Annotated in this window: 25 protein-coding genes; 13 read left to right on the top strand and 12 right to left on the bottom strand. The window is 45.2% G+C overall.

Annotated features, from left to right (window positions below; translation table 11 throughout):
* Positions 1-34: 34 nt before the first annotated feature.
* From ACH6C1_RS02250 to msrA, 4 genes are all read right to left on the bottom strand, one after another.
* Complete coding sequence (locus ACH6C1_RS02250) at positions 35-913, bottom strand: aldose 1-epimerase family protein (RefSeq protein WP_374074255.1); 879 nt, start codon at positions 911-913, stop codon at positions 35-37.
* Positions 910-1,731, bottom strand: a complete 822-nt coding sequence (gene yidA, locus ACH6C1_RS02245) for a sugar-phosphatase (protein ID WP_374074253.1) — start codon at positions 1,729-1,731, stop codon at positions 910-912. The genes ACH6C1_RS02250 and yidA overlap by 4 nt, the downstream gene beginning before the upstream one ends.
* A gap of 72 nt (positions 1,732-1,803) precedes the next feature.
* On the bottom strand, positions 1,804-2,535 hold the full coding sequence (locus ACH6C1_RS02240) for a GNAT family N-acetyltransferase (RefSeq protein ID WP_374074251.1): 732 nt from the start codon (positions 2,533-2,535) through the stop codon (positions 1,804-1,806).
* Positions 2,529-3,197, bottom strand: a complete 669-nt coding sequence (gene msrA / locus ACH6C1_RS02235; RefSeq protein ID WP_374074249.1) for a peptide-methionine (S)-S-oxide reductase MsrA — start codon at positions 3,195-3,197, stop codon at positions 2,529-2,531. The genes ACH6C1_RS02240 and msrA overlap by 7 nt, the downstream gene beginning before the upstream one ends.
* Positions 3,198-3,454: 257 nt before the next feature.
* On the opposite strand from msrA, the gene ACH6C1_RS02230 reads away from it, so the two are divergent.
* Complete coding sequence (locus tag ACH6C1_RS02230) at positions 3,455-4,972, top strand: glycosyltransferase family 2 protein (RefSeq protein WP_374074247.1); 1,518 nt, start codon at positions 3,455-3,457, stop codon at positions 4,970-4,972.
* Positions 4,973-5,047: 75 nt separating this feature from the next.
* Positions 5,048-5,803 carry a phosphoribosylformimino-5-aminoimidazole carboxamide ribotide isomerase gene (gene hisA, locus ACH6C1_RS02225; RefSeq protein ID WP_374074245.1) on the top strand — a complete coding sequence of 252 codons (756 nt, stop codon included), beginning with the start codon at positions 5,048-5,050 and terminating at the stop codon, positions 5,801-5,803.
* A 29-nt stretch (positions 5,804-5,832) separates the two neighbouring features.
* Here the strand turns inward: hisA and ACH6C1_RS02220 are convergent, their stop codons facing one another.
* From ACH6C1_RS02220 to ACH6C1_RS02195, 6 genes are all read right to left on the bottom strand, one after another.
* The gene (locus ACH6C1_RS02220) at positions 5,833-6,171 is read right to left on the bottom strand and encodes a hypothetical protein (protein WP_374074243.1); all 339 of its coding nucleotides are present in this window, start codon (positions 6,169-6,171) and stop codon (positions 5,833-5,835) included.
* Between the two features lie 91 nt (positions 6,172-6,262).
* Positions 6,263-7,156, bottom strand: a complete 894-nt coding sequence (locus ACH6C1_RS02215; RefSeq protein ID WP_374074241.1) for an NAD-dependent epimerase/dehydratase family protein — start codon at positions 7,154-7,156, stop codon at positions 6,263-6,265.
* Positions 7,157-7,168: 12 nt separating this feature from the next.
* Positions 7,169-7,792 (bottom strand): DUF1796 family putative cysteine peptidase, encoded by a 624-nt coding sequence (locus tag ACH6C1_RS02210; RefSeq protein ID WP_095221353.1) that lies wholly within the window; start codon positions 7,790-7,792, stop codon positions 7,169-7,171.
* 89 nt (positions 7,793-7,881) lie between these two features.
* The gene (locus tag ACH6C1_RS02205) at positions 7,882-8,790 is read right to left on the bottom strand and encodes an NAD-dependent epimerase/dehydratase family protein (RefSeq protein WP_374074239.1); all 909 of its coding nucleotides are present in this window, start codon (positions 8,788-8,790) and stop codon (positions 7,882-7,884) included.
* Between the two features lie 12 nt (positions 8,791-8,802).
* Entirely contained in the window at positions 8,803-10,014 is a 1,212-nt protein-coding gene (locus ACH6C1_RS02200; protein ID WP_374074237.1) for a glycosyltransferase family 4 protein, read from the bottom strand.
* Positions 10,015-10,121: 107 nt separating this feature from the next.
* Positions 10,122-10,517 (bottom strand): hypothetical protein, encoded by a 396-nt coding sequence (locus ACH6C1_RS02195; protein ID WP_374074235.1) that lies wholly within the window; start codon positions 10,515-10,517, stop codon positions 10,122-10,124.
* Between the two features lie 81 nt (positions 10,518-10,598).
* On the opposite strand from ACH6C1_RS02195, the gene wecB reads away from it, so the two are divergent.
* From wecB to ACH6C1_RS02180, 3 genes are read left to right on the top strand one after another with little or no spacing between them, the layout of a single operon-like run.
* The gene (wecB, locus tag ACH6C1_RS02190; RefSeq protein WP_374074233.1) at positions 10,599-11,690 is read left to right on the top strand and encodes a non-hydrolyzing UDP-N-acetylglucosamine 2-epimerase; all 1,092 of its coding nucleotides are present in this window, start codon (positions 10,599-10,601) and stop codon (positions 11,688-11,690) included.
* Positions 11,683-12,669 (top strand): polysaccharide biosynthesis protein, encoded by a 987-nt coding sequence (locus ACH6C1_RS02185; RefSeq protein ID WP_095221362.1) that lies wholly within the window; start codon positions 11,683-11,685, stop codon positions 12,667-12,669. Before wecB ends, ACH6C1_RS02185 begins: the two co-directional genes overlap by 8 nt.
* Entirely contained in the window at positions 12,669-13,505 is an 837-nt protein-coding gene (locus tag ACH6C1_RS02180) for a dTDP-4-dehydrorhamnose reductase family protein (RefSeq protein WP_095221364.1), read from the top strand. Before ACH6C1_RS02185 ends, ACH6C1_RS02180 begins: the two co-directional genes overlap by 1 nt.
* On the opposite strand, the gene ACH6C1_RS02175 is transcribed toward ACH6C1_RS02180, so the two are convergent.
* Complete coding sequence (locus ACH6C1_RS02175) at positions 13,484-14,572, bottom strand: glycosyltransferase family 4 protein (RefSeq protein WP_374074230.1); 1,089 nt, start codon at positions 14,570-14,572, stop codon at positions 13,484-13,486. The genes ACH6C1_RS02180 and ACH6C1_RS02175 overlap by 22 nt on opposite strands.
* Positions 14,573-14,664: 92 nt before the next feature.
* Here ACH6C1_RS02175 and ACH6C1_RS02170 point away from each other — a divergent pair, with 92 nt between their 5' ends.
* The 4 genes from ACH6C1_RS02170 to ACH6C1_RS02155 all read left to right on the top strand — a co-directional run bounded on the left by ACH6C1_RS02170 (position 14,665) and on the right by ACH6C1_RS02155 (position 17,614).
* Entirely contained in the window at positions 14,665-15,402 is a 738-nt protein-coding gene (locus tag ACH6C1_RS02170; protein WP_374074228.1) for a glycosyltransferase family 2 protein, read from the top strand.
* 128 nt (positions 15,403-15,530) lie between these two features.
* Positions 15,531-16,763, top strand: a complete 1,233-nt coding sequence (locus ACH6C1_RS02165; RefSeq protein ID WP_374074226.1) for a glycosyltransferase family 4 protein — start codon at positions 15,531-15,533, stop codon at positions 16,761-16,763.
* A gap of 96 nt (positions 16,764-16,859) precedes the next feature.
* Positions 16,860-17,291, top strand: a complete 432-nt coding sequence (locus tag ACH6C1_RS02160; RefSeq protein WP_374074224.1) for a hypothetical protein — start codon at positions 16,860-16,862, stop codon at positions 17,289-17,291.
* An 86-nt stretch (positions 17,292-17,377) separates the two neighbouring features.
* Complete coding sequence (locus ACH6C1_RS02155; protein WP_374074222.1) at positions 17,378-17,614, top strand: hypothetical protein; 237 nt, start codon at positions 17,378-17,380, stop codon at positions 17,612-17,614.
* A gap of 130 nt (positions 17,615-17,744) precedes the next feature.
* On the opposite strand, the gene ACH6C1_RS02150 is transcribed toward ACH6C1_RS02155, so the two are convergent.
* Positions 17,745-18,044, bottom strand: a complete 300-nt coding sequence (locus ACH6C1_RS02150) for a hypothetical protein (protein WP_095221374.1) — start codon at positions 18,042-18,044, stop codon at positions 17,745-17,747.
* A gap of 161 nt (positions 18,045-18,205) precedes the next feature.
* Here ACH6C1_RS02150 and ACH6C1_RS02145 point away from each other — a divergent pair, with 161 nt between their 5' ends.
* The 4 genes from ACH6C1_RS02145 to ACH6C1_RS02130 are packed head-to-tail and all read left to right on the top strand — an operon-like array spanning position 18,206 to position 21,965.
* A complete protein-coding gene (locus ACH6C1_RS02145) occupies positions 18,206-19,303 on the top strand; it encodes an ABC transporter ATP-binding protein (protein WP_374074220.1) in 1,098 nt (365 codons plus the stop codon).
* Positions 19,293-20,102, top strand: coding sequence for an ABC transporter permease (locus ACH6C1_RS02140; RefSeq protein ID WP_374074218.1), 810 nt, complete (start codon positions 19,293-19,295; stop codon positions 20,100-20,102). The genes ACH6C1_RS02145 and ACH6C1_RS02140 overlap by 11 nt, the downstream gene beginning before the upstream one ends.
* On the top strand, positions 20,095-20,901 hold the full coding sequence (locus tag ACH6C1_RS02135) for an ABC transporter permease (RefSeq protein WP_374074216.1): 807 nt from the start codon (positions 20,095-20,097) through the stop codon (positions 20,899-20,901). Before ACH6C1_RS02140 ends, ACH6C1_RS02135 begins: the two co-directional genes overlap by 8 nt.
* Positions 20,898-21,965: an ABC transporter substrate-binding protein gene (locus ACH6C1_RS02130; RefSeq protein WP_095221381.1), complete on the top strand. Its 1,068-nt coding sequence runs from the start codon at positions 20,898-20,900 to the stop codon at positions 21,963-21,965. The genes ACH6C1_RS02135 and ACH6C1_RS02130 overlap by 4 nt, the downstream gene beginning before the upstream one ends.
* The last annotated feature ends 47 nt before the right edge of the window (positions 21,966-22,012 follow it).

The following is a 22,012-nucleotide window of genomic DNA, read 5'->3' as shown; positions in this document are numbered from 1 at the left end:
AAAAGACCGCTGCCAGAAGGAGCGGTCTTTATTTTTAGAAGAATGTCATTCGATAGGAACTATTGAACTCTGCTGCTGGCGCCAGTTTCTGTATCCCGGCCTTTTGTGATAGAACTCCTGCCGAATCCGTTGTATCAGCTATTCCGAACCATGGCTCAATACATACAAAAGGAGCTATCGTACCTGATGCTGCATCATACTTGGACCATATTCCGACATATGGAAAATCCGGCATAGATACTGCCACACCATTTCCGCTGTCGGATTGGAGACGAACTTCTTCGATGTGATCGTAAACAATGGCATCATTCTCGAAAAGTGCTGCCTGAATCGGCATAGCTGGCAATACAGCAGGCTGCTCTTTTTCACGGATTAATCCATCAGCCAGCTCATATGCCGTGACTTGTTTGTCTTGTACTGATTTCAAGTGAAGCTTATAATCGGCAACATATTCACCCGAAGTGAGCGGGACACGAAAAGCAGGATGCGCACCTATAGAAAAGTACATCACTTTTTCCTTTTCCAAACTGTTCACTTTCCAGTCCACATGCAGCTGATCAGCCTCCAAGCGGTAACGAATCTCCACTCGGAATTCATAGGGATACACATCTAGGTATTCCCCATTGGAATCTTTTGTGAATGTAACAGAAGCAGATTGTGCGTCTGTTACTTGAAAAACGGCATCCCGCAGGAAACCATGCTGGGTAAGTTCGTATGTCTTACCTTCTGCTGTGTACTGTCCATCCTTCAATCGACCGACAATCGGGAACAAAACAGGAGAAACGCGCCCCCAATAGGCGGAATCCCCGGTCCACATATAAGAAAGCTGCGTTTCTTTATGCAGTACGCTTCTCACTTCTGCTCCAAGATCAGCAATCTCGACTACCAGTGTTTCATTTTCGAGACGTATCATGCTTGTCCCACCTCTAAGATCTTCTTGCGAATCGCTTCTGCAACGCCATGTGCGTTATTGGAAGTCGTAATAAAATCAGCAGCGTCCTTTATAGCTGGAATAGCGTTATCCATAGCCACGCCGCAGCCGGCATACTGGATCATGGATAAATCATTTCCATTATCCCCGATTGCCATTACCTCTTCCCGTTTGATTCCAAGCTGCTCGGCCAAATTTTTCACTGCGCTGCCTTTGCTGGCTTCCGGATGGAGTATTTCATAGAAATACGGCGCGCTCTGTACCATCGTAAATCTCGCTTTCCATTCGTCCGGTACATTGGCAATCGTCTCGCTTAACCGCTCCGGCTCATCAATGAACATCACCTTTGGAACGAGCACATCGCGCGGAATTTCATCGACAGTCCGGTAATGCAACGGCATCTTCGTCATGAATGATTCCAAGACAGTGTAGTTACTGATATTCCGATTCGATGTATACAAGTTTTTCGAATCAAAGTAATGCATTGGCGTATTGAGTTTCAAACTAAGCTGATGCAAGTCTATAAAGTCATCGTAAGATAAAGATAATTGCGATACCACTTCATTCGTGTGGGCATTCTGAACGAGTGCACCGTTGAAGGCAATGACAAAATCTCCGTCTTCATTCAGGATCAATTCTTCCAGGTACCGATACACACCATGAATTGGTCTGCCTGTACACAGAACAATTTTAACTCCAAGCTTTTTAGCTTCCTGAAGTGTCTCATGTACTTCCATTGTCACTTCATGCTGATCATTCAATAACGTTCCATCCATATCTATTGCTACGAGCTTGTACATACTCTTCCCCCTTTTTCGTTGTCTGCTATGTATTCTCTTTATCAGTATATCGAAACTTAACTCGTTACGGTGCTATAAACCTTTATAGTAGGCTGCGATTTTCCTGATAACTTTACAGCTATTCCTCTGGAATACCCGCTGCATGGTCAGGTTTTCTGCATGGGTGCTGCCTTCATAAACAACTGCACCCATTTCTTTCAGCATCCTAAGACTGGCCGCGTGGACAACTTGTCCTAAACCTCTGCCGCGAGCTGCCGGTAAGGTGCCGACATAATAAATGCGACCCTCTCCATCACTTCCTGGTTCCAGATGAGGAATTGTCATGGCAACTGGTATATTCTCCTGATAAATGATCCGGCAGCTATCTTTCCATTTCTCCCCTAGAAGGGCTTTTACGTCATCCAGCTGATTTTCTATCGAACGTGAAGAGGCACGATTAGCTGACTGCTCCATACTGGACTTCCATATCCCCAGAAATCTTTTTTCAGCTGTTTCACCCATTCCGATAGCTTCCCAACGATAACTAGGAGAAAGCGGCTGTTCGTCTTCCAGTTGTTTACGATACAGGTATTTCTCTGCAAATAGATCATATCCATAATCGGACAAAAGCGAATGAAAGGTGTCATAATGTCTATCTTCTGTACATACAGTTACTCTAGCATGAACAGAGGAGCTTTTACCCATGACACTCTCCGCATGCTGGAGCAGCTTCTGCAAACTCTCTGCAGAAGCCGGCCCTATTTGCTCGATATCGACTTGATTCGAGAAATGCGCGAACTGAAAATGAGCTGCAGTGTCTACCATTTCAATTCATCCAGCAGCTTTTGAAGTCCGATAGCTTCATCTTCAGAAATGTTCCAATGCGCTATTTCTTCCTTGATAGATGCCAACGAGCCGTATTCCCTGACAAATCCATTCAGACGAGCTGTGATTGTGGAGGCATGGAATGCTGCTTCATTTGGAAAGTTCACCATCAGCTGCTCCGTCGCCTTTTTAAAACGTTTCAAGTAGTACTTCTGGTGATGCGGTTCTGCTTCGGTAAAATCATGCAAAGGAGCTATTTCTGTATATATAGGTTCTTCTCGTTCACCTTCCAGCTGCCGTTTTACAGCTTCCATTAATGTTTTCTGTTCGGCATTCCGATACAGCAGCAGACTGATATACTGCCTTTCTTTATACGCTGGCCGGTTCGGATTATGATCATTCCAGAATTTGCGCAGCAGCTGCTCTAGTGAAATTGTATCTGGATCGAAGGATACTTCGAGTGTTTCGGTGTGATCACCCATCTGCCTATAAGTCGGGTTCGTTTTCGTTCCTCCGGCGAATCCGACTCTCGTACGGAGGACACCTGGCAGCTGACCGAAATTCGCTTCCGGACTCCAGAAGCATCCCATACCGAACACAAGCGTATCGATTCGTTTATTTTCTTGCATGTGCTGCTCAATAGCTTGTATGTTTATGTCCATATACCTATCTTTCCCTTCCATAATAGAGAATTAGAACTGTAAATCAATTCCACATCATTCGGCAGTAGTTGACGCTTTACATACGAATATTCCCTTTATTTGACTAACGAATCATCATTCCAACAAGGTTTTCCTATGCTATTATGTGACTTATGAACCAGGTTGTAAGCAGGAGCTATTTCAATTTTTAATGATCATGACAACACGTGTTAACTTCCTATAAGCCTGCTCGTTATAAAAAGGAGGAAGAAAGTAAGATGATGACAATTCCTGGCAGCATGGGAACACGTGCATTGCCACGTATCAAGCGTACGTATATGCGACCGCGGATCGTCGCGTTCATTCCCGCTCACAATGAAGAAAAATCGATTCAAGACTGTTTGACGGGCTTAAAAGAGCAGGTACTGCCAAGCGGTGTCGAGCTTGACGTTTTTGTAGTAGCGGACAATTGCACTGACCGGACAGAAGAGGTAGCGAAAGAAACCGGCGAAGAACTCGGATTATCTATTGAAATAATCGTAACAGAAAACAACAAACAGAGAAAAGTCGGAGCGCTTAATGCCGTCTGGAAAGCAATCTACGGAGACAACATGGATATTTATGAAATGGAACGGACCGATTTCGAGATTGCATATCAGCGCTCTGTCAAAGGCATCCTTGGGATGGATGCTGACAGCAGACTAGCACCGCGTGCTTTGCAGCATTTATGGGATGGATTGATGAGTTCCCGGAATATTGGCGGCGTAATGGCTAAATATACGATGCGAATGCCGAAAAAGAAGAGCTTGCTATCCAAGGATGACCCTTATTATGAGGAGAAGCTCGCTAGCGGTGAATATGGCGGTCCCATGTCCAGGTGGTGGACACACCAGCAAAAACAGGATATGGCAAGCTGGCTTCTCAGCCTGCAATACCGCGGCGGAAGCACGTATGTACTTGGTGGCCAGGCTACGCTTTTCCGACCAGAAGCACTGTATGAAGTAATGCAAAGCAACAAGCTGGATGGGCCTTGGCAGAATGATACAGATGTAGAAGATATGCTGTTGACGTGGCAGCTTCAGAAAAACGGTTGGAAAACACTGATCAGTCCGAATGCCCGCTGCTTTGTTGATGCCATGCGCTCTTACCACACTTTCCGCAATCAGCGGGTAAAATGGAGCTCTGGTACTGTGAACTTGCTGACTGATCGTGATCTGATGATGAAAACGAGGCATACCGGTCATTTATGGCGCTCACAACTCAAGACAATGATGGATTTGCTTGTGCGTGTTTTCTTCGTCCTGCTTTTAGGTGCAGCCATTGCAACAGATCAATTCCTGTGGTCGTGGGTATGGGTAATACCGATTGCACTCGCCTCGGTACTCAACACGATACTGGCATTGAAAACGCCGATGCATCGACCCATAGACGTAATCCTTGCTTTCCTGCTGATAAGTCCGGAGTTATATTTATGGGTCAATCTGATGACATTCGCACAAGTCTGGACCGAAAAATTATCCAATGATAAAAAAGACGGCTGGGCCAATCAGTACCAAGCAGAGGCAGGTAAAACAAGAAGCAAGCTTCTGCAAGGTGTCCTTGCTGCGCTATTGTTCATTAGCATTGCCGTTTTTGCTTGCTACTATTTCCGTGATTATCTTACAAGTGAAGCTGTCCAGCAAGCAACGAAACCATACTTGATGGCCGGCTGGATCGGACTGACTGGACTGACTGTTTTCATGTCCTTCATTATGATCTATCAAATCTGGACATTACGCACCAGACACCGCGCGTGAATTGACAGGCTGCCCTTTCCCTGGGCAGCTTGTTTGTTTTATACTTGTAGCAATAGACAGAAAGAAGGGATTCCTTTGTTGTTCCGGCCTTGCATTGATTTACATAATGGTAAAGTAAAACAGATCGTCGGCTCGTCGATTACAGATGAAAGTGATCATGTTATCGAAAATTTCGTATCCGCGCATGATTCTGCCTACTATGCGGATCTTTTCAAGGAGAAACAAATTGCCGGCGGACATGTCATCATGCTTGGTCCTGGAAATGAAAAGGCTGCGATAGAGGCATTAAAAGCTTATCCAGGCGGCCTGCAGATCGGCGGAGGTATTCGACCAGATAATGCAGCGGACTATCTCGATGCTGGAGCCAGCCATGTAATTGTCACATCTTATATTTTCCATGATGGCATGCTTGATGAGGATCGGCTGCGTAAAATGAATGAAGCTGTCGGTAAAGAACAACTCGTCATTGATTTAAGCTGTACGTCCCATGATGGCAAATGGTTTGTCGCAACGGATCGCTGGACGAAGCGAAGCAGCTTCGAGGTCAATGCAGAGAATTTGGAGATGCTAGCGGCATTTTGCGATGAATTTCTCATCCATGCCGTTGATGTGGAAGGAAAACGGAATGGCATCCAAGAAGAGCTAGTCTCCCATCTGGCTGCACATATGCCCATTCCCGCTACGTACGCCGGGGGTATTCGTTCCCTTGACGATATCGACCTTTTCCGCCAGCTGACAGATGATCGAATGTGCTATACCATCGGCAGCGCGCTCGATTTATTCGGCGGTGATATTCCTTTGGAAGCTGTCGTATCCAAGGAAAATAACTAAGACCCTCCCAAAATCGGAAGGGTCTTTTTTTATTTCAGTTTATCTGTAAAATTCGAGAGGAAACCCTGTGCTTTCTCTGTCAGATTTCCGACGACATCATTAGCCTGATCCGTTACGCCTTGTGCAGCTGCTGTTCCTTGATCTACCGCTTCCTGACCTAATGCTGTCCCTTGTTCTGTCAGCTCAGCAGCCTGATCTGCCAGACTATCGACGCCCGCTGCTTCCGTCACTTGGTCGACAGCTTGCTGCGCTTGCTCGGTTACTTGCTCACCGTTCAGCAGCTCACCTGCTTTGTTCACAAGCTCTTCTGGTGCTATGTCACTTATCTTATTCCCGATAAGCTCTTTGAAGGAATCAAAAATGCCCATATAAACACCTCCTATGGGTTCACTATATGGCATGCGCGTTTGCTATACAACTCATATGAAGCTATTTCCATGTAAAGAATCTGTGAACATTCTATAGCTGAGCTGTATATTCCCATACATCCGCCAAAGACATCTCCAAGGACCGGGTTGGCTCCCATTTGAGTGCCCTGATTTTTTCCGACATCATCGGCAGCTTCATTTCCATCGCTTCTTCTGTTTCAGACCGAATGGTAAAGTCAAAGCTGCTCACTTGGCGGAACAGTGACAGAATTTCACCTAAAGAAACCCATCTACCAGAAGTAATTTCATATGTCTCTCCAGCTGTTCCTTTCAGAAATAGCGTCTCATAAGCCGTGACTAAATCTCTGACATCGATAAAATCTCGTGTCACAGCTGCATTACCAACCTGGAATTGTGATTTCCCGGATGTCTGCAGCTGTCTTAACTGCTTCGCAAATAATGTACACACGCCATTCGAAACTCCAGGTCCAATGATGTTGGAGGGCTTGGCGATGATCACATCGACCTGAAAAAGATTGTGCCATGCCAGACCAACAGTCGTCTGCATCGTTTTCGTAAGACTGTATGGATGAGTCGGAGATGCTGCATCGCTTAGTTCATCCTGCAGCACACTTCCAGCTATCACCACACGCGTCGATAATCCAAGATCCCGTACAGCTTCAACGAGATGCAGCGTCGAATCCACATTTGCCTGCCAGCTTTTAAAAGGTGTTTTCCATGATTCTGGCACACTGTTTTCCCCAGCAAGGTGCAGGATATAATCCGGATTCGTCTTCTCCAGCAATGCATGAACAGCGGCTTTATCACTTAAATCCAAAGAATGAATATGCAAGTTTTCTTGCATTAGGTCCAGCTTAGTCAGCCGGATCACAGCGTGAACAACATAGCCTTTATCCAGGAAATGCTGCACTGCATGTTTCCCAGTAAATCCGCTCGCTCCAGTAATCAAAATCCGTTTACTCATGTGTACCTCCTATCAAATAAGATAGACATCCTCAAACAACTGTGTCCACAGCGCATTATTTCCTTCCCAAATCTCGTTATTTGGCAGCTCTACGCTGTAGACATTGTTAAGCGGCCAATGCTTTTCAATAATTCCCGAAACCGATCCATGGTTGACAACTAAAATACGGAAGTCATTGCTGATGATAGATCGGAGTACATGCTCCAGCTCCGCTGTTTCTTCAAAAGAGGCGTTCGTCCTGACAAATAAAATGCGCTGAGCTGTATGGAGACTCTCCAGAAGTCGATTAGCCCTGCGGTCAAGCTTCGCTTTTACCTGCGGATACATACGTAATTGGGTCAAACTGTTACGCATGGTATCAAAATCATGATTGGAATAGATGACGTTTCTTTCGTCCAGCACAAGCAGCATTTGTTCTGTTGCCTTCCCGATAATGCGCAGATTCTCCCGGAGCATAAAATCTGCAAATCTCTTTTCAAACAGCTCTCTCACTTTGGGTAATTGGGGAGTACCCATCCAATCGAGCGGGCCGGAAAACGGACGAAGACCATTCTTTTTCAGCTGAATCGCGCCCAGACATAAATCACCAAGACTGAATACCGCATCATAGCCGCCTTTTATCTGGTCGTTTCCCAAGCTTCATTCTCCTTTCGCAATCTCCCCTCCCTACCATATATTCGCTTACTGTTCTTACTGGCAGGGCATCTTGAACATTGCGAGGAAAATCACGACAGCTGCCACGTTCTTTTAATGCCTTCGTAAATACCAATAGCTGGATCCCAACCCAATCCAACCGCTGCTTTCTTGTTACATAGACAGCTGTGGGATATATCGCCTGCTCTTTCAGATGTAAATGTAATGTCCAGTGAGGCACCCAGCTGTTTGAAACATGCTGCCAAATCGAGAATGGACGTGCTGGTACCAGTGCTAGCATGGAAGATTCCTATTTGATCTGCCATCATTGCCTTAAGATTCGCTGTGACAATGTCTTTGACAAAGATGAAATCACGCGATTGAGAGCCATCCCCGTGAATCATGATAGGTTCTTTTCGTTTCAGTTTTTCAGTAAAAACAGCTACTACCCCGCCTTCCCCTTTTGGCCTCTGCCCCGGACCGTAGACATTTCCATAGCGAAGGATGGTATATGGAAGCTGATACATGCTGTGGAAAAGCTGAATATAATATTCTGCCGTCAATTTGGAAGTCCCATAGAATGAGATCGGTTTAACTGGATCATCCTCTGTGATGGGCAGCTTGTTCACATCTCCATAAACTGCTGAGGTAGAGGCAAAGATGAATTTCTTCACACCGGCTGTCCTGCTTGCTTCCAGCATATTGATAGTACCGCCGATATTCACATCAGCATCATAAACCGGCGCAAGAATACTCTTTGTTACATCTGCCTGAGCTGCAAGGTGAAAGACAACATCCGGCTCTTCCTCAATTACCGCACGATAAGCATCCGCACTTTTCACATCAAACTGATACAGTTTAACATCTTGCGGAACTGCTTCATTTCCGGAGTCGCTTGCAGAAAGATCATCCAAGATTACAACTTCCGCTTGCTCCTCCAGCAAAGCATTGACTAAATGACTGCCAATAAAGCCCGCCCCGCCTGTTACGATCGCTTTCATTGTCCCCCTCCTTCAACTATTTGCAGCGTATCTTTTATAGATTTCCATAAGATGATCCACACCCGCTTCCATGGACCAATGTGACATTCCCCACTCCTTCGCTTGTTCACCAAGTACTTTTCGATAAGGCTCATCGTCAAGCAGCGTTTGGATGGCGCTGTGTAATGCGGCAGTATCAGCTTTGGGGATGACTAATCCCGTAACGCCGTGGTTAACCATTTCCGGCAGACCCCCAGCATCACTGACGATGACAGCTCTTCCGCTAAGCTGTGCTTCTATCACACTTAAAGGCTGGTTATCTATCAAACTTGGACTTACCACTATATCCGCAAGCTTCAAAATACTTGGTACGTCTTCCCGCTTACCAAGGAAGACTACATGTGCCTGCAGGCCGGCATTTATCACCCTGTTCTGCAGCTGCTGCTTGTTCCTGCCTTCACCGATCATCCAGCAAACCCAATCCTGACGATCCTTCAATGAAGCCAGTGCATCGACAAGATAGCTCAGTCCTTTCAATTCAATCAAGCGACCTGTGTAGACAATGAGTTTCTTCCCGGGAGGAACCTGCATCGTTGTAGGTAATGCCTGCTGCTCGAGAAACCTACCGATAGAAAAACCATAATGCAGCTTCTCAAATTGCCCATTCGGGACAGCGAATTCCTCCACCAGGATGTTGCGCAGCCAGTCATTGGCAACAATTGTAATACTTGCACTTTGTGCTCCCAGCTTCTCAATATGATCGAAGTATGCCTCTGCCAAATGAGAAGTAGATGACTTTTGGGAACTTTGCAAAATATGGCGCATCTCATGAGATACCAAACCATGCAAAGTTGCGATAAGCGGCACTCCTTCAGGCTTGACTCGATCCAATGCTACCGTTGAAAGAACATCCTGAGTATGAATGATGTCATAATCGTGCAGTCCAAATTCAGCCGCTGCAAGTTCATATGTGTACCGCTGGGTTTCCATGTACTCAATATAATTATTTCGATACATTTCCGGATACTTACTCCGCTGCAGAATACTGCTGACATAAGGAACCCAGCGTTCTCTCGGGATCAATTTATCTTTCCCAACGAGATGGACATATGAATTCTCTCCGCCATAGCCGAGAATGTCAGCAGTATGTCCCATCTCTTCTAAACGAGCCTTCAATTGCGACATATAATTCCACACTCCGCCTAGATGCGGAATGGACCAGTAAGTTGCTAATAGTATTTTCATCGTTTACCTCCCGCGCTTCAGACGCCCACTATACAGCCCTATCAGTATATGGAGGACCGAAAAGCATGTGCCTGGCAAAAAAGCTCCCCATTATGAACGGGAAGCTTCTATTCCTTTGGTACAGCAGCCAGGATATCCAAATCTGGAATCGTGACCCTGTGATTATTGATCCATATTGTTTTGGAGCCATTTTCATTGGCCGTAATTGGGAAATTATACACCTTGCTGTAAGGTTCAAACGGAACTGGTGTGGCTGGAATAAGCTTGGGAGGCATCACTGATGCAGCAGCTGCCCTATTCACGGGTTGCGCTGACTGCTGCTTTTCCTCTCTTACGGTCGATGCTGCAAGAGAATTTGTTAGACTCCTGTGATGCAGAAAAGATCCTCCCCAGTTAGTTCCTCCGCTTCGATATTGATTTGCCATTATCATCATCACCTCTTCCCAGCCAGTATATGAATCTACCGGGTTCTTGCCATTCTTTCGCGAAACCTGGTGCATCAATCCAATCCCTTCTGTCAATCCATCCATATACTAATCAACGAAAATACGCTTTGAAAACAGCGGTTTTAAAGGAGGTTATTTGTGAAGGTTTTAACTGTTTTAGGAACACGACCAGAAATAATCCGACTGTCTCTCATTATCAAAAAACTGGATCTGCTCGCAGATAAGCATATTCTCATACACACAGGACAGAACTACACCTCCACCTTGAGTGATGTATTCTTCACTGAAATGCAGATTCGAAAACCAGACTATATCTTGTCGCAAAGCCAACAGACACTAGGGGAACAGCTCGCAACCATGTATAAAGAAATGGAAGCGATCCTGATCGATGAAAAACCTGACAAAGTACTAGTTCTCGGAGACACCAATAGTGCACTAAGCGCTTTGCTTGCTGAGCGGATGCACATACCGGTAGTTCATATGGAGGCGGGCAATCGCTGTTTTGACTTAGAGGTGCCGGAAGAGAAAAACCGGCGGGTCATTGATGCGATCTCCAGCCTCAATTTACCGTATACTCCCGGAAGCAGGGAGAATTTGCTGCGTGAAGGTCTGCCAGCAAAACGCGTAATCGTATCCGGCAATCCAATTTATGAAGTATTGAAACACTATGATTCTGACATTCGCAAGAGCAGGATATTGAAAGAGCTTAAGCTGAAGAACAAAGAGTATCTGCTGACGACTATCCACCGGGCGGAAAATGTCGATCATCCCGATCGGCTTCGTGAGATCCTTCTTGGTTTAAGTGAAACAGCCGAGAATCTTCAAAAGCGGATGATATGCAGCATCCACCCGCGCACAAAGTCCAAAATCACAAAAACGGACGAATTGACACTTAGTCCGCTCGTCGAATTCTACGAACCTTTCGGCTTTTTCGACTTCGTCACATTAGAAAAGTACGCCTTCCTTGCCCTGACTGATAGCGGCACAGTACAGGAAGAATGCTGCCTTTTCCGCGTCCCGACTGTCACTGTCCGCAAAACGACAGAACGTCCTGAAACGGTCGCATGCGGCAGCAACATGGTGTCTGGCATTGACGCAGCAGCTATCGAGCGGTCCGCCTTGATCATGGCTGCCAGTTCAAAAGATTGGGAATTCCCTGCAGGATATGCAGATTCCGACGTTTCGGATAAAGTGATTAAAATTCTTTTAGGAGGTTTGGAGATTGTATAAGGATAAAACAATTTTCATTACAGGAGGCACGGGTTCTTGGGGGTATGAGCTTGTAAAACAGCTGCTGCTCCATGACCCGAAGGAAATACGGATTTTCTCCCGTAATGAATCCCATCAATTCACAATGAAGCAGGAATTCAATAATAATCCTAAACTTCACTTCAAAATAGGCGATATCCGGGATCGGGAGGCATTAATCGAGGCTACGGACGGAGCAGATTATGTATTCCACCTGGCTGCACTGAAACACGTGCCCGTTTGTGAAGATCAACCACTGGAAGCACTCAAAACAAATGTTATCGGAACCCAGAACGTCATCGAGGCTGCTATTCACCATAACGTTGATAAAGTAATCTATATTTCCACAGACAAAGCCTCTGATCCAGCCAATTTCTATGGATTGTCCAAAGCAATGGGAGAACGGCTGATCACGCATGCCAATACTTTGCACGCCAATACAACATTCGTCTGCATCCGCGGCGGGAATGTACTCGGTACAAACGGAAGTGTCATCCACGTTTTCAAAAAGGCTATAAAGCAAAAGGAAAAAATCGGGATAACAGATCCCAATATGACCCGCTTCTTCCTGACTGTCGAAGATGCCATCAAACTTGTTTTCAAGGCTACTTCCGAAGCAGTTGGCGGGGAGATATTCATTATGAAAATGCCAGCGATCAAAATTACCGATTTGGCAAAAGTCCTGATGGAATCATCCGGCAGTACCGATGTAGAATTCGAAATACTAGGTATTCGTCCCGGTGAAAAAATTCACGAGCTGCTTTTGACAGTAAATGAAAGCCACTCTGCCATTCTTTATGATGAGCGCTACTTCGTCATTCTACCGGATATCAAATCCGAAGCGATAAAGAAACGGTACAAAGACTACAAAAAGGTGGAAATCACCAACTACAACTCCAGCCAAAACCTGCTTTCCATGGAGGAAATCAAGACCATGCTATCCAAGGGTGGTTTTATCTGATGACAAAGATACTTATCCTCGGCGGTAAAGGTATGGCAGGACATGTGATGTATGAGTACCTGCGCAGACAGCCGGAATATGAGGTCCGCTTCACATCCCGTGACAAGACGGATAAGAGGAGTATTTATCTTGATGTTACGGATACGATTTCCCTAGAGAAACTAATAGCTTCTGAGAACCCTGATATTGTGATCAACTGTACTGGTATCTTGAACGCAGCAGCTGAACAGAATCCCTTGCTCGCTTTCCGCGTCAATAGCTTACTGCCCCACCAGCTTGCGGCTTTTATGGAAAGGCAGCAAGGACGTCTGATTCAAATCAGTACAGATTGTGTATTTTCAGGCGATAAAGGACGTTACACAGAAACTGATTTCCGGGATGGAAATTCTGTTTACGCCCAATCTAAGCAGCTCGGAGAAGTAACAACTGCTCCTCACCTCACTATCCGCACTTCCATCATCGGACCTGAGTTGAAAGACGACGGCATCGGCCTCTTTCATTGGTTCATGAGTCAAAGCGGCGAGATAAAAGGTTACGAACGTGTTCTCTGGAATGGGGTAACAACGCTTGAATTAGCAAAAGCGACTCATTTCTTTATTCAGCAGAAGACGAGCGGTCTTTTTCATTTATGTCCTTCAGATACGATCAGCAAGCTTGAATTGCTGCTGTTATTTAAGAGTGTATACGAAAAAGACGACGTCCAGATCATTCCAGACGCCGGCCATGTATTGGATCGGACAATTGTAAACACAAGGGTTTCACCGGCATATGCTGTACCATCTTTTCGCGAGATGCTCGAAGAACAAAGAAAATATTACCCTTTGCTATCATCCTGAACACCTAATGCAAGCAGCATCTGTTTGAATGATGCTGCGTACGCAGAGTAATGGAAACGCTCCTTTACATGGCGGATGGCGTTTTCCCGTATACGATTACGCAGCTCGGTGTTTTCCATCATTTCCTTTGCTTCCCGAAGTGCGGAATCCATGTCGCCGATTTGATAGTACTTGCCTGTTTCATTATGAATGACTGCTCTTCTGACGCCATCTGAATCTGTCGTAACGACTGGACAGCCGCAGCTGATTGCTTCCAGCACAGCATATCCAGCTCCTTCGACTTTGGAAGTCGCCAATAGGAAGCCGCCGGAATCAGCAATTAAGGAAAAATAATACGACATATCTTGATGCGGGACATCTGGCAGGATGGAGACATGACTCCTCAGCTGCAAGCTGTCCAGCATTTGTTCAAAAGCAATATTCTCATTAGGTTCTGCTAAAGAAGGATCATGGAACATATAAAGCTGCAAATCCGGCCGCAGTTCTGTAAGCAGCTTATGACCGATTTTCAAAAATTCACGCCAATTCTTATTGTCTTCAATTCTGCCAATCCAAGCGATGATAGGCTTTTTTGCTGCAGTTCCAGGCAAGTAGGTAAAGGCGCTTGCATCAAAGCAATTATCAAAAGCAAATGTCGGCGTATTCGGATAGAATTCCCGATAGATATCTGCTATATGATCTGTCATGGGATGCAGCAAAGCATTGGCATAGTTATTCACAATCGGTACAGCCATTTTCAATTGTGAATAAGCTAATTCCTTCGGTCCGAACCCCTGCACCTCCAGAATCAGTTTTCCCTTGAAGCCAAGCCTGCGAAAACGCGGGAAGCTGAGAAAGTCGGAGGTTACGATTGCTGCGTCAAACTCGTTTGCATCAAATATTTGCTTGAGTTCGGTGTCCTCATTCGTAATATATAATGGCGCACCATGGTCATTTACTAAGTCTCGACGTTTCCCATAATACAGAAAATGTGAAGAGATACCCACAAGCTCCAGGGCTGCCCGCCGTTGTCTATTGAGTGTTTCAACACCGCCGCTCGGTACGTAAAACACAAATAACACCTTCATGTCCTGCCTCCTTCATTAGGCGTGCCAAAGTTCATCCTTACCATGCTTATGCTGGAGCAGCGATTTTATGACGACTAGAGGAGGAAGCAGACTTGCTGCCAAAAGTAACGATCATCATCCCATTTTATAATGACAAATACGTCCCTCATGCTATTCAAAGCGCCTTGGATCAAACATATCCGAACATTGAGGTACTGCTGGTTGATGATGGGTCCACAACTGAAATGGATAAGCTCGAACCGTATATGGAACATATTACGTATATACGGAAGGAAAACGGTGGTACAGCTACCGCCTTGAATCTCGGTATTGAAAAAAGCACTGGAGAATATATCGCCTGGCTCAGCTCCGATGATATATTCCTGCCAGAGAAGATACAAGTGCAGATGAACTATATGCTTGCCAACAACGCACTTGTAAGTTTTGCGAACTACCATTTAATAGATAAAGATAATCAAGTTTTCTACCCTTGGTGCGGCAAACGTTTTTCTCCTGCCAATAATGAGAAGGAAGTCTACGAATCTTTCCGTACGGAAAACCCGGTTAACGGATGTACGATCGTCGCGCGAAAAGATGTCTTTGACACGACTGGCCTTTTCAATCCGGGCTTTTTATATACCCATGATTATGATATGTGGTTCCGGATGCTCCTCACAGGTTTCCATATGCATTATATAGATCAAGTGCTGATTCATTTCCGCTCACACGCAGAGTCCGGCACATCCAGATTCCAGCCTCAAATAAAGCATGAAATCAAGACAATAGAAGATTATTACCGCCCAATACTGGATGAATACCTGGAGAAATATGCATCGTTCAACAAGGAGTGAACATGATGGATAAACAGCAATTCGAATTACTGATCAAACGGGCTCCAGCGGACTATACCCTTCCGGATGTCCGTTTCTTCCCGCTGATGGAAAATCACCGCAAAACAACTTAAAGGTGGCTGCCTATTATGAAAATACTGCTTGTTTCCTATTATCCGCTTCCGCATGTCGGCGGCCTATGGACAGTCGTGAACAATCTTTCAAATGAACTAAGACGGATTGGACATGATGTTGATGTCCTTGCACAGACGGAAAGTCTATCAGAATACCGAATCATCGGTCAGGAAGCTCCCTTCCAGGTTGCCGATATCCGCCCTCATATTGAATCTGAGCTCTCTGCTGCCTTCCCGAATCTTGAAGCTGGTTCCTGGATTCATACGACGGAGGTCTTGCGTTACAGCCTGGAATTGACAGCTCTTGCTTTGGATATTTCCAAATATGATGTCATCCACGCACAGGATGTGATTGCCGCTAATGCTATGAAAAGAATCAAGCCGGATCACATTCCCCTTGTCACAAGTGTCCATGGCTATTTGACGAAGGAAATTTTCCTGGCACTCCAAGGCATTTACCCGAGAAAATCTAACGAAGAACTGTATAGCAGCTTGGAATACCAATATCATGAACATCTCGAACATATTGGCTGTCATGTTAGTGAATTCATCCATACGCAAGCGAATATTACGAAGGAGGATCTGATCCGGCAGCACCGGATTCCGGAGAATCGATTTGTTCAGTTCCCATATGGAATGGACATTGGGTCTTTTAACAGTCGTCCACAGCAGCTTGAACGAATACCAGCTGCCACCAAGCCGGTCATTCTTTTTGTCGGCCGGCTCGTACAGTTAAAAGGCGTGCATGTGCTTATTGAGGCACTGCGTCAGCTGAAGATGGTCAACACAAACTGGGAATGCTGGATTCTCGGCGATGGTTTCGAGGAAGCAATCGAGCGTTTTACAGATCAGATGGAAGATGCGGATCTATTATCCGACATCCGCTTGCTTGGTTCTGTGCCGAATGTGAAGGATTTCTTGGAGGCTGCCGATATCTTCGTCCTGCCAAGCCTGCAGGATACCCAGCCTCATTCCGTCATGGAGGCGCAGCTTAGCGGTATACCAGTGGTGGTGAGTAATGCGGGAGGACTGCCAGAAATGGTTGAAGAAGGTGTTACCGGACTTCTGTCAGAAGCCGGCCAACCCGATAGCCTTTCACATCAGCTTGCACGCTTGCTCGCTGATCCTTCTTTGAGGGAGCAAGTGTCAAAGCAAGCCGAAGTTTGGGCGAGACAGCAATGGTCATTAGTAAACATGGGCAAAAACACAGAGAAACTCTATAAAAAAGCCCTTTCTTTGCCAGACTGATAGAAACGGTGAACTTGTACCAAGATGGCTGTCCTTTACAGAATGAAGATACGTTCATATATTACAGTATCTTCTATATGAAGGGAGGACATAATCTTGGTTACAGTACTAGATGCTAGAACATCCCAAAATGCCAGCACCTCGAACTCTATTTCCATTCCTGTCACAGTCGGTACACCGCAGGCTTTCGGTCAGATTGGACTTATCACTGCCGGAACGACAACTCCGATCCGAGTGCAGATGAGCGGCATTATCTCGTTGCAGCTACCCCTTCTGCCAGCTTTGACAACTGTCAGTGTCACCATCGTCCGCGGTACTCAAATATCTGATCCGGTTGTTTTCTCAGCAGAATCTAACTTGGATCTCGAGATACTTGGACCGCAAGCATTCAACTTCGTTGCAGCTGATGTAAATGTTTCACCGCCTGTTAACGGACAACTAACGTATACTGCGTTCATTTCATCCAATTTGCTTGGAACCGTTCGAGTAGGTCCGGAAAGCTTTTACGGCATCGCATTTACAGGCTAATGGTAGATTAGACGAATTCTCTGCTTAAAGTGCCGTGACTATTCGAATCTGAATTCATATTCTATTTTAGAAAGGTGGTGAACTTAATGCCTAGAAATGATTCGGCAGATATGCAAGGTAGTTTTCTAGGAAGAAGAAGAGTTACTGGTCAGTACTTCGCACAATTCTTTGACGATCGTGACGGTGGTCGTGGTCGTGGTCGCGGTCGTGATGATGACTTTGAGGATGGATTTGACGTCGATCCAGAAGTTGGCGGTACTATCTGGGGTAATCAGCCCGGAGCTTCATTCCTATCTCCTCGCACACCTGTACTGCCTTACTAATAAATAAAAACGGCAATCCAGTTGGGTTGCCGTTTTTGCATGGAAGAAAATAGGTAAAGCGTGTTCCGAACTTTCACAAAAAGACTGCCTTAAGAGACGGCAGTCTTTTTCGATTATGGTTATGCTATTATTATCGCCGCTGAAGCTGTCTGGAGAAAGTCTCTACCAGCAATACTACAGCTGCTGCTGCGTGCAGGATCCATCCAACGAAAGGTATCCATCCAAGAGCGGATGCGGTAATTCCGATGATGCTGCCAGCGAGCGGTCCCTGAACCCGAACAGCGAGCACAAGTGTAATGATATGAAGCACTAGCATGATCACTAGCGGCATCCACCCATTGGACAAAATGATAATTCCGCCAAGGACAGGAATAGCTAAGATTGCTTCCAGAATACCTGTAATCAGCTTCATGGTTCTCGTTGCAGACATAATTTTCCCCTCTCTATACGTACTCGATATTCTACATATACGTATCATACAGGAAAATGTTCCATCAGAAAAAAATCTATTCATCGTGCCTTTTTATGTCGTATAATGGTACGTCAAGTTTTTTTGAATTAAAATACGGAAAAGAAACAAGGGAGATGACAATGACAAACAAACCGATCATTCAATTCAACAATGTAATGAAACAGTACGATAAAGATACCACCGTTTTGGACAATGTCAGCTTCGAAATCGAGCGTGGTAAATTCTATACCCTTTTAGGTCCTTCCGGGTGCGGAAAAACGACGATTTTACGTCTGATTGCAGGGTTCACAGAAATGACTTCCGGTGAGATGCTATTCGATGGGAAACCTCTGAATAAGATTCCGGCCAATAAAAGATCTGTGAACACAGTATTTCAGGATTATGCTCTATTCCCTCATCTAAATGTATATGAAAACGTCGCCTTTGGTCTGCGCATCAAAAAGATGCCTCAAAAGCAGATCGATGAAAAGGTGAAAGAAGCTTTGCGCTTCGTCAATCTGGCAGGTTATGAAAAACGGGAAATCAGTGAAATGTCCGGCGGGCAGCGTCAGCGTGTTGCGATTGCACGAGCCGTTGTGAACGAACCGGAAGTAATTTTACTGGACGAGCCATTATCAGCGCTAGACCTGAAATTACGTACAGAAATGCAGTACGAATTGCGTGAGATGCAGCAGCGTCTAGGTATCACGTTCATCTTTGTAACGCATGATCAGGAAGAGGCACTGGCACTCTCAGATGAGATATTTGTCCTTAACAATGGCAAAATCGAACAAAGCGGCACACCAACAGATATATACGATGAGCCGATCAACCGTTTTGTGGCTGACTTTATCGGAGAATCCAACATTGTGGATGGCCGGATGATTCGGGATTATGAAGTAGAGTTCACCGGCAAACGTTTCACCTGTGTCGACCAGGGTTTGCAGCCGAATGAACCTGTTGAAATTGTCATCCGTCCCGAGGATTTGCATATAACAAGCGCAGAGGCTGGTAACCTGCGCGTAAAAGTGGATTCCCAGCTATTCCGCGGAGTTCATTACGAAATATCCAGCTACGATGATGCTGGTAACGAATGGCTGGTTCATTCTACGAAGAAAGCTGTTGTCGGAGAGGAAATCGGACTTGCATTCGATCCGGAAGCCATTCACGTGATGCGTCTGAATGAGACGGAGGAAGAGTTCGATAAACGACTTGAGGCGTACGACGATGGAGAATAAGACGACTCGCAACCTGTATACGATTCCTTATGTCATCTGGATTGCTTTCTTCGTTATCGCTCCGATTCTATTGGTCCTGTATTATTCCTTTCAGGATTTGAACGGGAATTTCTCCCTGACTAACTATCGGAACTTCTTTACGCCTATTTATCTGGAGATGACATTAAGCTCCTTCTGGTATGCATTTTTAATTACGCTTATCACATTGCTCTTTGCTTACCCGACAGCTTATTTGCTTACAAAGCTGAAGCATAAACAATTATGGCTTTTATTGATCATTGTCCCAAGCTGGATCAATCTATTATTGAAAGCATATGCATTCCTAGGTATTTTTGGCACATACGGCATGGCCAATAAATTCCTGGAAACGATCGGAATTGGTTCAAAACAGCTTCTGTTTACAGATTTCAGCTTTGTATTCGTTTCCGTCTATATTTTCATTCCATTCATGATTCTCCCAATCTTCAATGCCTTGGATAAGCTGAACCCTACTTATTTAGATGCAGCGAATGATTTGGGGGCATCACGCTGGACGACATTCCGCCGAATTGTTTTTCCTTTAACGCTTGATGGTGTGAAAGCAGGCTGTCAGATTACGTTTATTCCAGCTCTGTCATTGTTCATGCTGACTCGGCTTATCGCCGGCAGCCAGGTGATTACACTCGGTACTGCGATTGAACAGCAATTCCTAGTTACACAGAATTGGGGTATGGGATCGACAATTGCTGTCTTCCTGATCATATTCATGTTCATCATCATGTTTGCAACCGGAACGAAAAGGAGGAGAGCACGTGGATAAAAGAATTTCTCCCCTATCACGAATTTTTCTGATCATCATGTTTGCACTATTGTATTTGCCCATCTTTTACCTGATCTTTTATTCGTTCAACAGCGGCGGCAACATGTATGATTTCGAGAGCTTTACGTTTGATTGGTACAAAGAGCTGTTTCAAGACACTCGACTGTTGATCATTGTTTTGAATACCATCGTCATTGCCCTCCTCTCCGCTTTGATTTCAACAATCATCGGTGTGCTTGGTGCGATGATGATTTATAAAATACGTTCCAGCCGAACGAAGAATACCTTGTTGTCACTGAACAATATTTTGATTGTGAGCCCGGATGTCATCATCGGTGCCTCCTTCCTCATCCTGTTTACAATCGCGGGTATTCAGCTTGGCTTTTATTCGGTGCTGCTGTCACATATCGCTTTCAGTATCCCGATTGTCGTTTTAATGGTGCTGCCTAAGCTGTCCGAAATGAGTCCTTCCCTGCTTGATGCAGCAAGAGATTTGGGGGCATCACGCTGGGAAGTCATCACTAAAGTTGTGATTCCTTATATCACTCCAGGTATATTCGCTGGCTTTTTCATGGCACTTACCTACTCGCTCGATGACTTTGCTGTTACGTTCTTTGTAACAGGAAATGGCTTCACCACATTGTCTGTCGAGATTTATTCCCTGGCAAGACAGGGTATTTCCTTGTCCATCAATGCACTTTCAGCAATCATTTTCCTTGTTACAATGCTGATAGTCGTCATTTATTATTTCATTACCCGACGCGGCAAGAGATCACCTGATCTGGAGGTGCTCAAATGAAGCAGCTGATACGTTTAGCCGTTGTGATCATTGCTGTGAGCGCTATTCTGCTTGTTACGATTTCTCGCTTGAATGCATCACAAGGCTACTCTGGCGGCAATACGCTTACCGTTTATAACTGGGGCGACTATATAGATCCAGAAGTAATTGACGCTTTTGAAAAAGAAACAGGTATTACTGTCGTCTATGAAACATTCGATTCGAATGAAGCAATGATGACAAAGATACAGCAGGGCGGAACAAGCTATGATGTCGCTGTACCTTCCGAGTATACAATTGAAAAAATGAAGGAAGAGGATTTGCTGCTGCCGATCGATCACAGCAAGATACCGAACCTGAAAAATATCGATCCCCGATTCATGGATCTGGCGTTTGATCCTGGAAACGAATATTCTGTACCATATTTCTGGGGAACTGTTGGTATTGTGTACAATACCAAGCAGATTGAGGGTATCGATTTTAACAGCTGGGAAGATCTATGGGATCCGGCCTTAAAAAATAAAATCGTACTGATTGATGGTGCGCGTGAAATTATGGGAATGGGACTTAACAGCCTTCATTACTCCCTCAATGATACAGACCCAGAACATTTACAAGAAGCTTATGACAAGCTGGTCAGTCTGAAACCGAATGTCAGAGCATTGCTTGGGGATGAAAACAAGCTGCTGATGGCATCCGGGGAGGTTTCCATCGGAATAACGTGGTCTGGCGATGCATCTGAGATCATGGCTGAAAATGAGGATCTCGACTATGTCGTTCCAGAAGAAGGCTCCAATCTATGGTTCGATAACATGGTCATTCCGAAGACGGCCAAGAATATCGACGCTGCACATGAGTTCATCAACTTCATGCTCGATCCAAAGATCGCTGCACAAAATACCGAGTATGTAAGCTACTCCACTCCGAACAAAGAAGCATTGCAATATATGCCGGAGGAAATGGTCAATGATGAACGCTTCTACCCGCCGACGGAACTGACAGATCGTCTCGAAGTATATGAGAACCTCGGCAAAGAAAACCTGGCTAAGTATAATGAATTATTCCTGAAATTCAAGATGGAATAAGCAAAAGCATGCGTCACGGCGCATGCTTTTTTCAATGAAAAAAACCT

Source organism: Terribacillus sp. JSM ZJ617, assembly GCF_044383785.1.
GTDB lineage: Bacteria > Bacillota > Bacilli > Bacillales > Amphibacillaceae > Terribacillus.
The sequence above is the reverse complement of the archived record's forward strand: the minus strand, read 5'-3'. Positions and strand labels throughout refer to the sequence as shown.

Coding starts and splice junctions, on each gene's coding strand:
- msrA (WP_374074249.1), bottom strand. CDS start 3,197: ATGGACATAAACATACAAGCTATTGAGCAGCACATGCAAGAAAATAAA.
- ACH6C1_RS02215 (WP_374074241.1), bottom strand. CDS start 7,156: ATGAGTAAACGGATTTTGATTACTGGAGCGAGCGGATTTACTGGGAAA.
- ACH6C1_RS02150 (WP_095221374.1), bottom strand. CDS start 18,044: ATGTCTGCAACGAGAACCATGAAGCTGATTACAGGTATTCTGGAAGCA.
- yidA (WP_374074253.1), bottom strand. CDS start 1,731: ATGTACAAGCTCGTAGCAATAGATATGGATGGAACGTTATTGAATGAT.
- ACH6C1_RS02165 (WP_374074226.1), top strand. CDS start 15,531: ATGAAAATACTGCTTGTTTCCTATTATCCGCTTCCGCATGTCGGCGGC.
- ACH6C1_RS02205 (WP_374074239.1), bottom strand. CDS start 8,790: ATGAAAGCGATCGTAACAGGCGGGGCGGGCTTTATTGGCAGTCATTTA.
- ACH6C1_RS02130 (WP_095221381.1), top strand. CDS start 20,898: ATGAAGCAGCTGATACGTTTAGCCGTTGTGATCATTGCTGTGAGCGCT.
- ACH6C1_RS02145 (WP_374074220.1), top strand. CDS start 18,206: ATGACAAACAAACCGATCATTCAATTCAACAATGTAATGAAACAGTAC.
- ACH6C1_RS02230 (WP_374074247.1), top strand. CDS start 3,455: ATGATGACAATTCCTGGCAGCATGGGAACACGTGCATTGCCACGTATC.
- ACH6C1_RS02220 (WP_374074243.1), bottom strand. CDS start 6,171: ATGGGCATTTTTGATTCCTTCAAAGAGCTTATCGGGAATAAGATAAGT.
- ACH6C1_RS02180 (WP_095221364.1), top strand. CDS start 12,669: ATGACAAAGATACTTATCCTCGGCGGTAAAGGTATGGCAGGACATGTG.
- ACH6C1_RS02200 (WP_374074237.1), bottom strand. CDS start 10,014: ATGAAAATACTATTAGCAACTTACTGGTCCATTCCGCATCTAGGCGGA.
- ACH6C1_RS02175 (WP_374074230.1), bottom strand. CDS start 14,572: ATGAAGGTGTTATTTGTGTTTTACGTACCGAGCGGCGGTGTTGAAACA.
- ACH6C1_RS02250 (WP_374074255.1), bottom strand. CDS start 913: ATGATACGTCTCGAAAATGAAACACTGGTAGTCGAGATTGCTGATCTT.
- ACH6C1_RS02155 (WP_374074222.1), top strand. CDS start 17,378: ATGCCTAGAAATGATTCGGCAGATATGCAAGGTAGTTTTCTAGGAAGA.
- ACH6C1_RS02140 (WP_374074218.1), top strand. CDS start 19,293: ATGGAGAATAAGACGACTCGCAACCTGTATACGATTCCTTATGTCATC.
- ACH6C1_RS02240 (WP_374074251.1), bottom strand. CDS start 2,535: ATGGTAGACACTGCAGCTCATTTTCAGTTCGCGCATTTCTCGAATCAA.